This is a genomic window from Telluria sp. BA11, assembly GCF_056680305.1.
In genome coordinates this window covers 376,901-391,940 of sequence record NZ_CM155275.1, presented here as the reverse complement: position 1 = coordinate 391,940, position 15,040 = coordinate 376,901, and the positions used below count along the sequence as shown (strand labels likewise).

General features: G+C 65.0%; 13 protein-coding genes. 8 read left to right on the top strand and 5 right to left on the bottom strand.

The window, feature by feature from the left end; translation table 11 throughout:
- Positions 1-9 precede the first annotated feature (9 nt).
- Complete coding sequence (locus AC1MGT_RS01660) at positions 10-1,206, bottom strand: pyridoxal phosphate-dependent aminotransferase (protein WP_499502729.1); 1,197 nt, start codon at positions 1,204-1,206, stop codon at positions 10-12.
- A gap of 46 nt (positions 1,207-1,252) precedes the next feature.
- Positions 1,253-2,755 (bottom strand): peptide MFS transporter, encoded by a 1,503-nt coding sequence (locus tag AC1MGT_RS01655; protein ID WP_499502728.1) that lies wholly within the window; start codon positions 2,753-2,755, stop codon positions 1,253-1,255.
- A 204-nt stretch (positions 2,756-2,959) separates the two neighbouring features.
- On the opposite strand from AC1MGT_RS01655, the gene AC1MGT_RS01650 reads away from it, so the two are divergent.
- The 3 genes from AC1MGT_RS01650 (at position 2,960) to AC1MGT_RS01640 (ending at position 7,885) form a co-directional block, all read left to right on the top strand.
- On the top strand, positions 2,960-4,192 hold the full coding sequence (locus AC1MGT_RS01650; RefSeq protein WP_499502727.1) for a beta propeller repeat protein: 1,233 nt from the start codon (positions 2,960-2,962) through the stop codon (positions 4,190-4,192).
- A gap of 107 nt (positions 4,193-4,299) precedes the next feature.
- A complete protein-coding gene (locus AC1MGT_RS01645; protein WP_499502726.1) occupies positions 4,300-6,720 on the top strand; it encodes a glycoside hydrolase family 31 protein in 2,421 nt (806 codons plus the stop codon).
- Between the two features lie 85 nt (positions 6,721-6,805).
- Positions 6,806-7,885, top strand: a complete 1,080-nt coding sequence (locus AC1MGT_RS01640) for a catalase family protein (protein WP_499502725.1) — start codon at positions 6,806-6,808, stop codon at positions 7,883-7,885.
- An 11-nt stretch (positions 7,886-7,896) separates the two neighbouring features.
- On the opposite strand, the gene AC1MGT_RS01635 is transcribed toward AC1MGT_RS01640, so the two are convergent.
- The 3 genes from AC1MGT_RS01635 to xth all read right to left on the bottom strand — a co-directional run bounded on the left by AC1MGT_RS01635 (position 7,897) and on the right by xth (position 10,038).
- Positions 7,897-8,523: a LysE family translocator gene (locus tag AC1MGT_RS01635; protein WP_499502724.1), complete on the bottom strand. Its 627-nt coding sequence runs from the start codon at positions 8,521-8,523 to the stop codon at positions 7,897-7,899.
- A gap of 86 nt (positions 8,524-8,609) precedes the next feature.
- The gene (locus AC1MGT_RS01630) at positions 8,610-9,185 is read right to left on the bottom strand and encodes an MliC family protein (RefSeq protein WP_258834521.1); all 576 of its coding nucleotides are present in this window, start codon (positions 9,183-9,185) and stop codon (positions 8,610-8,612) included.
- A gap of 58 nt (positions 9,186-9,243) precedes the next feature.
- The gene (gene xth / locus AC1MGT_RS01625; protein WP_258834520.1) at positions 9,244-10,038 is read right to left on the bottom strand and encodes an exodeoxyribonuclease III; all 795 of its coding nucleotides are present in this window, start codon (positions 10,036-10,038) and stop codon (positions 9,244-9,246) included.
- 184 nt (positions 10,039-10,222) lie between these two features.
- Between xth and AC1MGT_RS01620 the strand changes: the two genes are divergently transcribed.
- The 5 genes from AC1MGT_RS01620 (at position 10,223) to AC1MGT_RS01600 (ending at position 15,031) form a co-directional block, all read left to right on the top strand.
- Positions 10,223-11,053 (top strand): ABC transporter substrate-binding protein, encoded by an 831-nt coding sequence (locus tag AC1MGT_RS01620; protein ID WP_499502722.1) that lies wholly within the window; start codon positions 10,223-10,225, stop codon positions 11,051-11,053.
- Between the two features lie 2 nt (positions 11,054-11,055).
- Positions 11,056-11,754, top strand: coding sequence for an amino acid ABC transporter permease (locus tag AC1MGT_RS01615; protein ID WP_499502721.1), 699 nt, complete (start codon positions 11,056-11,058; stop codon positions 11,752-11,754).
- A 16-nt stretch (positions 11,755-11,770) separates the two neighbouring features.
- Entirely contained in the window at positions 11,771-12,463 is a 693-nt protein-coding gene (locus AC1MGT_RS01610; RefSeq protein WP_499502719.1) for an amino acid ABC transporter permease, read from the top strand.
- A 20-nt stretch (positions 12,464-12,483) separates the two neighbouring features.
- Entirely contained in the window at positions 12,484-13,212 is a 729-nt protein-coding gene (locus AC1MGT_RS01605; protein ID WP_499502717.1) for an amino acid ABC transporter ATP-binding protein, read from the top strand.
- Positions 13,213-13,381: 169 nt separating this feature from the next.
- Positions 13,382-15,031, top strand: a complete 1,650-nt coding sequence (locus tag AC1MGT_RS01600) for a hybrid sensor histidine kinase/response regulator (protein ID WP_499502716.1) — start codon at positions 13,382-13,384, stop codon at positions 15,029-15,031.
- The last annotated feature ends 9 nt before the right edge of the window (positions 15,032-15,040 follow it).

Sequence of the window (15,040 nt, the reverse complement as noted above, 5' to 3'; positions counted from 1 at the left end):
GCCGGGCCTTCAGCGCCTCAGCTGCCGCGCCAGCCGCGCCACCGCTTCCTCGATCCGCTCATACTTCGTCGCATACGAAAAACGCACATGGCGCGCAGGTGCCGCCACGCCGAAGTCATCTCCCGGCACGATTGCCACGTGCGCGTCATTGAGCAGCGCCATGCTCAGCGCCGCGCTGTCGCCGCGCAGCGGATGATCGAGCGCGGTGATGTCGGCGTAGACGTAGAACGCGCCGTCGGGCATTACCGGCACCCCGAACCCAAGCTCGCGTAATGCCGGCACCAGATAGTCGCGGCGGCGCTGGAATTCCTGGCGGCGTGCTTCGAAGATCGCCAGCGCTTCGGGCTGGAAGCAGGCCAGCGCCGCATGCTGGGCGATCGTCGGCGCGCAGATGAACAGGTTCTGCGCCAGCTTCTCGAACACGGGCACCAGGCTGTCGGGCACCACGAGCCAGCCCAGGCGCCAGCCGGTCATGTTGAAGTATTTCGAGAAGCTGTTCACCGTGATCACATCCGGGTCCAGCGCCAGCGCGCTCACCGGCACGTGGTCGTACGACAGCCCCTGGTAGATCTCGTCGACGATGGCAAAGCCGCCGCGTGTGCGCACGGCAGCGAGCATGTCGCGCAGCTGCGCCGGCGTCATCGACGTGCCGGTGGGGTTGGAGGGTGAGGCCACCAGTACGCCGCGCGTGCGCGCCGTCCAGCGCTCGTGCACATGGTGCGCGCCGAGCTGGTAGCGGTCCTCGAACGAGGAGGGCACCAGGATCGGCGTGCCGCCGAAGCTGGTCACGAAATGACGGTTGCATGGGTAGGACGGGTCGGGCATCAGGACCTCGGCGCCCTGGCCGACCAGCGCGGCGCAGGCCAGCAGCAGGCCTGCCGAGGCGCCGGCGGTGATGACGATGCGGCGCGGATCGATGTCCAGGCCCTGCGTGGCGGCGTAGTGGCCCGAGATCGCAGCGCGCAGCTCGGGCAGGCCGAGCGACTCGGTGTATTGGGTAACGCCGCCGCGGATTGCGGCGACGGCCGCATCGGCGACGATGTCGGGCGCCGTGAAATCGGGCTCGCCGACGCTCATGCTGATGATGTCGTGGCCCGCGCGCCGCAGCTGCGCGGCGGCCTTGACCATTTCCATGACGCGAAACGGTTCGATGGCGTGCACGCGCTGTGCGACCTGCAGGTTGGTGTCGAGGGAATTGGAAGACATGATGGCCGGATCGGAAAAGAAGCAATCCGGCCATCTTACAAGAACCCTAGCGGTGCGTGTGGTGCTCGGCCGTCAGGCGGCGCATCAGCGGCAGTGCGGCCAGCGCGATCAGCGTGCAGGCGATTGCCGCCAGGCCCAGCTTGTTGAACAGGCTCGTATAGATCGGGAGCGTCTGCAGCGGGTCAGTCATCCCCTGCGGCACGCTGGCCATCGTGGCCACCAGGCCGCCCAGGTATTGCGAAATGCCGACCGCCACGAAGTAGGCGCCCATCATGAAGCCGCCCATCCGCGCCGGCACGTAGCGCGCGATCATCGCCAGTCCGAGGCCGCTCACCAGCAGTTCGCCCAGCGAATACAGGCCGTAGCCCGCGATCATGATCCATGACGAGGTCAAACCATTGACCGCGAAGGCGCCGGCGAAGCCGTACGTGAAGAAGCCCGCGGCGACGACGGCAAAGCCCAGCGCGAACTTGGCGGCGATCGACAGGTCGCGCCCGGCGTCGCTGGCGCGCGTGTAGACCCAGGCCAGCACGGGGCTGAGCAGCATGATCCAGATCGCGTTTAGCGCCTGGAACTGCGCCGGCGACCAGGTGAACAGGTGGCTGCCGAACAGGCTGAAATCCAGGTCGACGTTACGCAGCGCGAACAGCGACAGCGATGTCGACATCTGCTGGTAGAAGATGAAGAAGAACACCGTCTGCAGCGTCAGCACGAGCGCGGCGACGAGGCCCGAGCGTTCGCTGGCCTGGCTGGTGCGGATCAGGTGGATGAAGATGCCCAGCACGACGAGACCCGCCAGGTACACGAACAGGCGCGCGAGCCAGCCGTATTCGAGGATGAAGGCCGATGCGATCACGGCCAGCACGCCACCGCCCAGCACCAGCGCGAGCTTGCCCCAGTTGAGCGGCAGGTTGTCCGGCGGTGAGCCGATATGCCCGATCGTACGGCGCAACAGGCCTACGGTGATCAGGCCCACCCACAGGCCGACGCTGCAGAATGCGAACGCCACGTGCCAGCCCAGTTCACCGGCGTAGTTGGCGTTGACATGGTCCTTGATGGCCGGCGTGGCCAGCATCGAGACCGTCGAGCCGACGTTGACCGCCATGTAGTAGATGGTGAAGGCGCTGTCGATCTTCGAGTCGTTGCCTTCGTAGATCTTGCGCACCAGGTTGGCGGTATTGGGCTTGAACAGGCCATTGCCGACGACGATCACGCCCAGCGCCGAAAACGTCAGCCAGGTGTTGGTCGTCGGGATGCCCATCAGCGCGTAGCCGAGCGACAGGATGATCGCGCCGATCACCATCGAGCGGCGCGTGCCGAGTACCTTGTCGCCGATCCAGCCACCGATCGCCGGCGCTACGTAGATCAGGGCGGCGGCTGCGCCCCACACCAGCGTGGCGCGGGTGTCGTCGAATCCCAGGCGCTGCACCATGAAGTAGACGATCAGCGCCTGCATGCCGTAGTAGCCGAAGCGCTCCCACAACTCGATCAGCGCGATCGTGGCGAATGAGCGGGTCTGGCTGACCGGGCGCCCGAGTGTCGTGTCCATACAAGTCCTCTGCAACTGCGCCCCGGTCAGGCCGGCGCGCAAAATCCGACGATTCTATGCGATTTGGATGGAAGACGTATCGTCGGGCACGTTGCGCCGTGCTTACAGTTTCACGACAGTCGACGGACAATAAACCCGCAAGCGAGCGCCGGTGATTGCCTAGAATCGCGCACTGACAACATCCACAAGATCCGAAAGACTCGCATGATTGACCACACCAGGCCCATGGCCGTCCGCATCGCCTGCGCATTGCTGCTCGGCGCCCTCGTCACCGCTTGCGGCGGCTCGGACAACCCGGCGGTGCCGCTCCCGCCACCAGTGGCCGTCACGCCGGTCGAAACAAAACTCGAACTGCTGTCGTCGACCACGCGCGCGATGGACACGGTCGTGTTCCGGGGCGACAGCGCCTACCTGTCGCTGGCCAACAGCGCGACCGAAGGTTCGGCCGTCCTGCGCACAGCGCTGCCCGTGACTGCCGCCTCGACCTGGCGCCCCGTGGACCTGGGCGCGTGCGCCATGGCACCGGTCGGCGACTTCATCGGGCGTTCGCCGAAGATCAAGCTGGTGGGGCAGGACGTGTGGCTGATGCAGCCGTGGGCCGATACGCCCGAGACCAGCAATGAGCACTCGACCTGCTCGTTGGGTCCAGCCGCCACCAGCTTCGCGCCGCGCGACCAGGATCTGCGCACCTGCAACGACTACTTCTGCGAGACGCTGTCGATGCAGGACCTGAAACTGGCCGGCAATCGCCTGTACAGCAACGCGGGCGGCGGCAACAACCTGCTCACCTCAAGCGATGGCGGCGCGACCTGGCAAGTGATCCGGGGCTCGAAGGATTCGCAGATGTGCTACGCGACCAAGTTCCACGTGCTGGGGGAGCGCGTGCTGGTCGGCGGCGAGTGCCCGCTCGACATGGCCTTCGTCGAGGCCTATCGCCTCACCGCAGACGGTGGCGCGCTGGCGGGCGGCGCCAAACTCCCACTGACCTTGCCAGAACTGGAAAACCGCAATGTCCAGTTCATCGAATCGGTGCCGGGCACCGAGATCGTCTACGTCGGTGTCGAAGGCGGCCTGCTGCGCAGCCTCGATGAGGGCCGCAGCTTCCGGTTCGTACTGCGCGAGCCGCTGACGAGCGCCAAAAGCTACCCGTACATCGGCGCCTTCCTGCCGCTGCGCGACAAGCCGGGCACGCTGGTGATCGGCGGCTTCGACAAACTGCATGGCCGGCCTTATCTGGCCTGGTCGGAGGACAGCGGCAACTCGTGGAAAGACATCTCGGCGCTCGTGCCGGGCTTCGACAAGAAAACCGATGACGAATTCTCGACGCCGTCGGTGTCGGCGCTGAGCCAGGATCCGCAGGGCCGCATCATCGTCGTGACCAACGAGCGCGCAGATGGCCAGGGCCGCCTGATGCTGCTGACGCTCGGTACCTGCTAGGCGGCGAACGGTCTTCAGGTTTCATGTAGGGCAAGGCTGTTGGTGGCGGCCGAATTCTGTCATGCTTCGGCTGCAGCCGCACAACCTGACATAACGACAACCAAGCCATGACAATAGCCACGATCGCCCGCCTTGCCCTGTGCATCACCGCACTCCCACTGGTCACCAGCACGTTCGCGTTTGCGCAGAACGCCGAGCGCCAGTTCAAGAGCGTCACGCAGAACGGCAACACGCTCGAGATCGCGACGGCCGACGGGCGCTACCTGATCAAGCCGTATTCGAGCGCGATTGTCGAGACCACCTTCATCCCGAATGGCGAGCAGCTGGACCCGGCCTCGCATGCGGTGATCCTGGCCCCGGTGCAGGCCCCGGCCAGCTTCAAGGACGACGGCGCGCGCATCACCTACGCCACCGACGGCATCGCGGTCACGGTCGAGCGCAAGCCGTTTCGCATCGCTTATACGTACAAGGGCAAGCCACTCGTGACCGAGAAACGTGGCTTTGGCCGCGTCGACGGCATGGACACCATCGAATTCGGGCTTGACGACGGCGAGGCGCTGTACGGCGGCGGGGCGCGTGCGCTCGGCATGAACCGGCGCGGCAACCGCCTGCGTCTGTACAACAAGGCCGACTACGGCTACGCCGAACGTTCCGAGCTGCTCAACTTCACGATCCCGGTGGCGCTGTCGTCGAAAAAATACGCGATCCACTTCGACAATCCACAGGTCGGCTGGCTCGATTTCGACAGCCGCAAGGACGGTACGCTGCGCTATGAAGTCATCGGCGGGCGCAAGACCTACCAGGTTGTCGCGGGCGATACCTGGGACGCCGTCATGGCCGGCTACACCGACCTGACGGGCCGCCAGCCGCTGCCGCCGCGCTGGGCCTTCGGTAACTTCGCCAGCCGCTTCGGCTACAAGACCGAGGCCGAGACACGCGCCATCGTCGACAAGTTCGCGCAAGAGAAGATTCCGCTCGACGCCGTCGTGCTCGACCTGTACTGGTTCGGCAAAACGGTGCAGGGCACGATGGGCAATATGGACTGGGACCGCGACACGTTCCCGCACGCCGAAAAAATGATGGCCGACTTCAAGGCCAAGGGCGTCAAGACGGTGGTCATCACCGAGCCGTTCGTGCTGACCACGTCCAAGCGCTGGCAGGAAGCCGTCGACAAGAACGTGCTGGCGCTGGACGGCGCCGGCAAGCCGGCCACGTATGACTTCTACTTCGGTAACACGGGCCTGATCGACCTGTACAAACAGGAAGGGCGCGACTGGTGGTGGAACATCTACCGCGACCTGAAAAAGGGCGGCGTCACGGGCTGGTGGGGCGACCTGGGCGAACCGGAACTGCATCCGTCAAACCTGGTGCACGGCACCGGCACGGCGGACCAGGTCCACAATATTTATGGCCACGACTGGGCGCGCCTGATCGCCGAAGGCTACCGGCGTGAATTCCCGGCCGAGCGGCCATTCATCCTGATGCGCGCCGGTTACTCGGGCTCGCAGCGCTTCGGCATGATCCCGTGGTCGGGTGACGTCAGCCGCAGCTGGGGCGGTCTACAGTCCCAGATGGAAATCTCGCTGCAGATGGGCATGCAGGGCCTGGCGTACATGCACTCGGACCTGGGCGGCTTTGCCGGCGCGGTGCTCGACGACGAACTGTACGTGCGCTGGCTCCAGTACGGCGTGTTCCAGCCGATCTTCCGCCCGCATGCGCAAGAGGCGGTGGCGTCCGAACCCGTGCTGCGCTCCGAACGCACCAAGGTGCTGGCACGCGAAGCGGTATGGCTGCGCTACGCGATGCTGCCGTATAACTACACGATCGCGTTCGACAACCAGCAGACCGGCATGCCGCTGATGCGCCCCCTGATGTTCGTCGAAACCGATCCGGCTCAGCCGATCGAACGCTCCTCGACCTATCTGTGGGGCCCGGATTTCCTCGTCACGCCGATCGTCAAGCCGGGCGCCACGCGCGCCGAGGTGTACTTCCCGACCACGGGCAGCGTGTGGTTCGACTTCCATACGGGCCAGGCGCACAAGGGCGGCATCCTGGAAACCGTGCGGCCGGTCGACGCCAACATCCCCGTCTACGTGCGCGCCGGCGCGTTCGTGCCAATGGCAAAGGTGGTGCAGACGACGCGCGACTACACGGGCCGCCACATCGACCTGCATTACTACCACGATGCCTCGGTCAAGACCTCCAGCGGCAAGCTGTATGACGACGATGGCGAGACGGCCGGCGCCTTCGCGGCGGGCAAGTACGAGATCGTGCGCTTTGCCAGCCGCCTGGGCGAGGCAGACGGCAAAACGCAGCTCGAGATCGGCTTTGCCACCGAAACCGGCAAGGCGATGACTGCCGTCCCACGGGGCTTTTCGCTGAAGGTGCACAACGTGGCGGCCAAACCGCGGGCGGTGACCGTTGACGGACGCGCCGTGCGCTTTGTGTTCAACGCCCAGCAGCACCTGCTGGAAGTGCCGGTTGCGGCGAAGGCCGGTCAGGCGGCGCAGGTAGTCGTCACGCTGTAACGGCGCGTGGTCTGGACGGTGCTCTGGCGAACATCGCGCATGGGTGAAGTTCGCTACATTGGAGGCTTCATTTCAGGAGCCCCCAATGACGACCACCGCACCAGCCAATCCCCTCGTATTCCGTAGCGAGTTCGAACACGTCGGCCTCGACGAATCCGAGACCATCCACGCGCTGCAAACCGTGTTTGCCAATATGGCCAAGAAGGTGGCAGACGCCGAGGGCCACGCCAGCCGCGCCGTGCACGCCAAGGGCCACGCCCTGGTGCGCGGCAAGCTGACCGTGCTGGACAACCTGCCGCCGCAACTGGCCCAGGGCCTGTTCGGCCAGGCCGGTACCTATGACGTGCTGCTGCGATGGTCGTCGCCACCGGCCGAGCAGTTGCCGGACGGTGTCTCGACCCACCGCGCCGTGGCGATGAAAGTGCTGAACGTGCCGGGCGAGCGCTTCGACACGGCCAAGAGCGGCAACTCGCAGGACTTCCTGATGGTGAACGGCCCGGTGTTCTCGGCGCCCGATCCGCAGGGGTTCCTCAAGAGTGTGAAGATGCTGGCAGCGACCACCAACGCATCGGAAACCGGCAAGAAGATCATCTCGGCCGTGCTGCGCACCGCTGAAAATGCACTGGAAGCGGTCGGTGGCGAGAGCGGCATGCTCAAGGCACTGGGCGGCGAGCCGCAGCACCATCCGCTGGGCGAGACCTACTTCAGCCAGACGCCCTACCTGTACGGCCAGTACATGGCCAAGCTGTCGCTGGCGCCCGTCGCGCCCGAACTGCTGGCGCTCGATGGCGCATCGATCAAGACCGAAGACGACGCGCAGCGCCACGCGATCGGCTCGCACTTCGCGTCGCAGGGCGGCGAGTGGGAACTGCGCGTGCAGCTGAACGTCGATGTCGAGAAGATGCCGATCGAGGATGCCTCGGTCGAGTGGCCGCAGGACCTGAGTCCGTTCATCGCCGTGGCGCGCGTGCGCCTGGCACCGCAAACGAGCTGGGATGCGTCGCTGGAAAAGCTGGAAGACGAAATCGCCTACGACCAGTGGAACTGCCTCGTCGAACACCGCCCGCTCGGGTCAGTCAACCGCGCGCGGCGTCAGGTGATGGCCACCTCGCGCGAATTCCGCTCGGAGTTCAACCGCTGCCCGATCCACGAGCCGTCGGCATGACAGTGCTGTGACTAGCGGGCCACGATCAAGCGCAGCCCCAGTCCGATGAACACTGCCCCTGCGATCCGGTCAAGCCACATGCCGGCCGTGGGGGTGCGATTCAGCCACCCGCCGATCGTCCCCGAAAAGTAGCCGAGCAGGCCGAAGATCACGGCCGCCTGCAGCGTGAAGACAATCCCCAGCACGCCGATCTGCAGATTGGCATCGCCGCGCGCCGCAACGACAAATTGCGGCAGAAACGACAGGAAGAACAACACCACTTTCGGATTGATCGCCGCGGCCACCAGGCCTTTGGCGAACAGGCGCCCGGCCGGTTCGTTCGATAATCCCTCACCAGAGACGCGCGCGCCGCCACGGCTGCGAATCGCGCCCCAGCCCATCCAGATCAGGTACAGGCCACCGGCGACCTTGAGCGCCGTGAATGCCGTCGGTGATGCCGCGATCAGCGCACTCACGCCAATGACAGCCAGCAGCGTATGACTCAGGCAGCCGAAGGCGCAGCCAAGCCCGAAGGCCACGCCGCGCATGCGCCCCTTGGCAATGCCGGTGCTGAGCACCATCAGGTTGTCGGGGCCGGGAGAGAGCGTGATCAGGATGGCGGCGGCGAGAAAGCCGAAGAGCTGTTCGGGCGAAAGCATGGTGGCGGCGAGATGAAGAAAGGGCGAACAGCATAGCGCATGTTCGCCCTTCGTCAAGCATCCCGCAGTGCGGGGTCAAGCGCTCATCACGCCTTCTTGCAGCTCAGTTCCTTGGCGTTCTCGCCCCACTTGATGGTGACCTTGCCATTCTGTTCCTTGAACTGTTCGCCGCGGTTGCCGTAGGCGACGCCGTTGTCGCTTGGCTCGCCGCGCAGCAGCACGTGTTCCTTGTTGCGCGCTGCGACCATCGACGCTGGCGTGGTTTCGAGGAAGAAGGCGGTGATCTTGCTCTTGTCGCTGCAGGTGTACTTGACCGGGCCCTTGGCCTTGGTGACTTTGTAGGCCGTCTGCAGCTGCATGGCGCGGGTGCCGTAGGCATTGTTGATGCAGGTGGTCATGTCCTTGGCGTCGGCGCATTGCTTGACGCCGTCCCACCACTTGGTGTGCTGTTCCTGCAGCGTCTTGCCGGCACCGGCATCGATTTTTTCCAGCGCTGCGCGGTACATCGCGTAGATCAGGCCTTCCGATTCGGCCGAGCCGGGATGGCCGCAGACCTTGGCTTCGGCCGAGCCGATGCCCTTGGCGCAAAAGCCTGGCATCGAGACAGCTTGCGCGCCGATCGGCAGGGCGAGGGCAGCGGCGAGAATGAGCAGTTTTTTCATGAGGATTCCTTATGGTGGTGGTCGCGGCGCATTGATGGGGGCGCCGTCGTGAATTGGGTCAGGCGGATTTGTTCGGAATTTTGCTCAGGTCGAGTTCAATCCAGGTCGGCGTGTGGTCGCTGGGCTTTTCGCGTCCGCGCATGAATTTGTCCACGCCGGCCGCCTTGAGTGCCGGCGCCAGCGCAGGGCTCAGCAGTAAGTGGTCGATGCGGAGGCCAGCGTCGCGGCCGAACGCGTTGCGGAAGTAATCCCAGAACGTGTAAATCGTCTCGTCGGGATGCAGTGCGCGCAGCGAATCGAGCCAGCCCTGTTCCATCAGGCGCCCGAACGCAGCGCGGGTCTCGTCGCGGAACAGCGCGTCGTCGACCCAGCGTTCGGGCTTGTAGACATCGCGCTCGGTCGGGATCACATTGAAGTCGCCGGCCAGCACGGCCGGCACGCCTGCGGCCAGCAGCTCGAGGCCGCGCAGGCGCAGGCGCTCCATCCAGGCCAGCTTGTAGTCGTATTTGGGGCCGGGCGCCGGATTCCCGTTTGGCAGGTACAGGCAGGCGATCAGGATGCCCTGGTAGGCCACCTCGAGGTAGCGGCTTTGCTCGTCGGCGTCGTCGCCCGGCAGGCCGCGCTGCACTTCCTGCGCCGGCTCGCGCGTGACGATCGCCACGCCATTCCAGCTTTTCTGGCCGTGCCAGAGTGCGTGGTAGCCAGCCGCTTCGATCGCCGCGATCGGGAATTTTTCCTGCGGCGCCTTGAGTTCTTGCAGGCACACGACGTCGGGCTGGCGCTCCTCGAGATAGTGCAAGAGGGCGTCCAGCCTGCTGTTGATACTGTTGACGTTGTAGGTGGCGAGCAGCATGGGGTGTTCCGCAATCGTGACAGGTAATTATGACAATATTGCGTGGAATCAGTCGCACGCCTTATCGGGCGCGCGTCGGTACATATACGTAAAACAGTATGATCTTATGGCGAATAGTTCGTTTTCTCATATAAGTGTTTGTTCTATACTTCGATCATCGAATATTGTTGCTGGAGATTTTTGCATGATCAACCGCCGTTCCCTCATCCTCTGCGCCGTTGCGCTGGGCAGTTCGCTCACCATGGGCATGGCTCAAGCCGACCAGCTGGCCGACATCAAGAAAAAAGGCCAGATCGTGTTCGGGGTGCTCGGCACCGATGAACCGAACAGCTTCATCGACCCGAAGACGCGCCAGCTGGTGGGCTACGAGATCGACGTCGCTACCGCCGTGGCCAAGAAAATCGGCGTCAAGCCGGTGTTCAAGCAGCTGGCCGTGTCGGCCCGCATCCCCGAGCTGCAGCAGGGCCACGTCGACATCCTGGCGGCCACGCTCACGCACAACAAGGAACGTGAAGCGCAGGTCGACTTCGCGCTGACGCATTTCGTCACCGGTTCGAAGGTCATGGTGCGCAAGAACAGCGGCATCACGGCGCTGCCGCAACTGGCGGGCAAGAAGGTCGTCACGGTCCGCGGCGGCACGCAGGAAACCAATATGAAGAAGGCCGTACCGACGGCCAGTATCGTCACCTTCGAGAATACCCAGCAAGCGTTCCAGGCACTGCGCCAGGGCAAGGGTGCGGCCTACGTCAACGACGAGTCGTCGCTGCTGGCCGACTACGGCAAACTGGGCCCGGCTGCAAAGGACTTCGTGATCCTGCCGCAGTCGATCGGCGTCGAGCCGATCGCCCTCGGTCTGCGCAAGGGCGAGGCGGGGCTCAAGACCGTCGTCGACCAGGCGCTGCGCGAGCTCGAAGCCAATGGCGCGGCCGAAAACCTGTTCGTTAAATGGTATGGCCCTGGCACGCGCGCCAATATCGCCAAGCGGACCTTCAAGATCAGCACTGACAAGATCTGACCTTGGCGCTGTTCGATCCGACCATCCTGCAATCCGGCGAGTACCACGACTGGCTGGTGCAGGGCTTCATCCTGTCGATCCAGCTGACCGTGATCAGCTTCGCCTTCGCGCTGCCGTTCGGCGCGCTGGTGGCGGTGATGCGCACGTCGACGTCCGGACTGCTGCGCGCGGTCGGCACCACGCTCGTCGAATCGATCCGTAACGTGCCGCTGCTGGCGCACCTGCTGTTCTGGTATTTTGCCTTCCCCGAGCTGCTGCCCGAGGGCCTGCGCGAGATCCTGTACGCGAACAATCCCGAAGTAGTATGCGCCGTCATCGCGCTCACACTCTACAGCGGCGTGCACATGGCCGAGGATATCCGCAGCGGTATCCGCGCGGTGCCCGCGACCCAGCTGGAAGCAGCCCGTTCGCTGGGCCTGGGGCGCGCCGCGGCGGTGCGCCTCGTGCTGCTGCCGCAGGCGCTGCGCGCTTCCGTGCCGCCGCTCTTGTCGCAGACGGTCAATCTGTGGAAGGACACCAGCGTGGCCACCGTGATCGGCGCAGCCGAGATGATGTACCAGGCCGCACGCGTCGAGACGGCGAGCTTTCGCAGCCTCGAGGCGTTCACCTTTGCCACGCTGGCTTACCTGACCGTCTCGCTGCTTATTTCGGCGGCGGCCTACCTGTTCCAGCGCCGCTATCCGGTGCGCACGGCGGCCTGACCATGAAAGCGTCCCGATGCTGGAACTGATCGATACCTACTGGCTGTACTTCCTGGTCGGCCAATACCCGGATGGCCCGCTGGGCGGCCTGGTGCTCACCGTCCTGCTGTCCGGCGCCGCGCTGCTGCTGGCCATGCCGCTCGGCCTGATGCTGGGCATTGCGCGCGTGAGCCGCCGGCGCGCCATCAGCCTGCCGGTGGGCGCGTTCGTGCAGCTCGTGCGCGCCGTGCCGCTGCTGCTGGTGCTGTTCTGGGTGTACTTCTTCTTGCCGGCCGTGACCGGCGTGAAGACCTCGCAGGCCGCGACGATGCTGATCGTGCTGGTGGTGTTTGACAGCGTGTATCTGGCCGAGATCGTGGCGGCGGGCATCCGCGCGCTGCCGAAAGGGCAGCTGGAAAGCGCCCGCTCGCTGGGCCTGGGCTACGGCCAGGCGCTGCGCCACGTCGTGCTGCCGCAGACCTTGCGCCACGGCCTGCCTTCGATCGTGAACCAGCTGGTCTCGACGATCAAGGCGACCTCGCTCGGCTACATCATCGGCCTGTCGGAAGTCTCGTTCATCGCCACGCAGATCAACACGCTCGTGTTCACCCGGTCGGTGGAGGTGTACCTGATCCTGGCGCTGACCTATTTCATCCTGTGCTTCGGCCTGTCGCGCCTGGCCTTCCTGCTCGAACGGCGCCTGCAGCGGCGGCCCGTCGGCGCGCACTGAATTCCTGAAAGAAGCGAACGATGATCGTTCTCGATAACGTCAACAAGTATTACGGTGATTATCACGCGCTGGTGGGGATCACCGAGCGCGTGGAAAAAAATGAAGTACTGGTCGTGTGCGGGCCATCGGGGTCGGGCAAGTCGACGCTGATCCGAACGCTCAACCGGCTCGAAGACATCGACGGCGGCCGCATCGCCATCGACGGGCGCGATATCTACGCCAAAGGCTTTGACGTGAACGCGCTGCGCGCCGGCATCGGCTTCGTGTTCCAGCAATTCAACCTGTTCCCGCACCTGACGGCGCTCGAGAACTGCATGCTGGCGCCGGTGCAGCTGGGGCGCGCCAGCAAGGCTGAAGCGCGCGCACAATCGATGCTGCTGCTCGATCAGGTGGGCCTGGCCCACAAGGCCGATGCCTATCCGGACGCGCTGTCGGGCGGCCAGCAGCAGCGCGTGGCGATTGCCCGTGCGCTGGCCATGCGGCCGTCGATCATGCTGTTCGACGAGCCCACCAGCGCGCTCGATCCGGAGATGGTGGGCGAGGTGCTGCAAGTGATGCGCTCGCTGGCAAAACAGGGCATGACGATGGTCTGCGTGACCCACGAGATGGGGTTCGCGCGCGACGTGGCCGACCGCATCTGGTTCATGGCCGAAGGTAAAATCCTGGAGAAGGGCGCACCCGGCGACTTCTTCGCCAATCCGCAGCACCCCCGCGCCATCCAGTTTCTCGCCGATCGCAACCGCAACTAACATCCTGCCACGGCGGGCATGCACAGTTTCGTGGACGCCATGCACATGCAGGGTAGCGGTTTGGTATTTATAATGGCTGGCCGGTAGGCACATCTGTGCGTGCCGATCATGCTTTTCCACTATGCCGATGCCGGCTTCCTTTTACCGTGCCACTTGAAGCTTTCCCGCGATGACGTCCAATTCTGCCAACTTCGATGAAGATGCACGCCTCGCCGTCCTCGATTCCTTCGGCATCCTCGATACGCCGCCGGAACGCTCGTTCGATGACGTGGTGCGCCTGGTCAGCCAGCTGCTCGATGCGCCGATTGCTGCCGTCAACCTGATCGCGCGCGGGCGCCAGTGGTTCAAGTCGGAGATCGGCCTTGGCACGCGCGAAATGCCGCTCGATAATTCGATCTGTCGCCACGCCCTGCTGGAGCAAGAGCAGATGATCGTGGCCGACACCCAGGACGATCCCCGCTTCAGCTGCAACCCGCTCGTCACGGCCGATGGCGGCCTGCGCTTTTATGCTGGCGCCGTGCTGCGCACGCGCGACGGCGTACCGCTCGGCACCCTGTGCGTGCTCGACAAGAAACCGCGGCCGGAAGGGCTGACCGAGCAGCAGCAGTTCATGCTCACGACGATGGCGCACCAGGTCATGAGCCAGATCGAGCTGCGCCGGGCGCTGACTGACCAGGAAGCGCTGAACGAGGCACTGCGCCGCGCCGACCAGCGCAAGGATGAATTCCTGGCGATGCTGGCGCACGAGTTGCGCAATCCGCTGGCGCCGATCGTCTCGGCGGCCACGATGCTGTCGAGTTTCGAGCTCCAGCCAAGCATGGTGCAGCGCGCTGCCGATATCATCGCGCGCCAGGCGGGCCACATGACATCCCTGATCGACGACCTGCTCGACGTGTCACGCGTCACGCGCGGCAAGGTGGAGCTCGAATTCGTCGAACTTGACCTGAAGGATGTCCTGGCCGACGCGGTCGAACAGGTACGGCCGCTGATCGAGAAGCACGGCCATCGGCTGGTGCAGGAGGCGATGCCGATGCCGGCACTGGTCGTGGGCGACCGCAAGCGCCTGGTGCAGGTCATGACCAACTTGCTCAGCAACGCGGCCAAGTACACGCTCGAGGGCGGGCGCATCGAGGTGCGCCTGGCCACGCGCGGCGCGCTGCTCGACCTGACGATCAGCGACGACGGCATCGGCATGTCTCCCGAGCTGATCGCCACTGCGTTTGACCTCTTCTCGCAGGGCACGCGCGGGCTGGATCGCAGCCAGGGCGGCCTGGGCATCGGGCTGGCGCTCGTGCGCAGCCTGCTCAAGCTGCATGGCGGCGAAGTAACCGCCGCCAGCGACGGGCCGGGTTGCGGCAGCACGTTCCGGGTCACGCTGCCGCTGTCGTCGCGCGCTGGCGCCGTTGCACCAACTGCAGGGACGGATGCGCAGCAAGGCAATCCGGCCGCGCTGCGCATCGGCGTGGTCGACGACAATGAAGACGCCGCCGTGACGCTGGCGCTGCTGCTCGAGACACTGGGTCACACGGTGTCGGTAGCCCATTCGGCGGGCGCCGCGCTGGAAGCGCTGCCGGCGTTCGAGCCGGACGTGTGCCTGCTCGATATCGGCCTGCCCGAGATGAATGGATTCGAGCTGGCACGGGCACTGCGCGCCAGGCCCGGGACCGACCATGCGATCCTGATCGCCGTCACCGGCTACGCGCAGGAGAAAGACCGCGCCGAAGCACGCGCCGCAGGCTTTCACGACTTGTTCGCCAAACCGGTTGACCTCGAGGTGCTGGGCGCGGCGCTGGTGCAGATCGAACGGCGTCGGCGCTAGCCTGCTGTG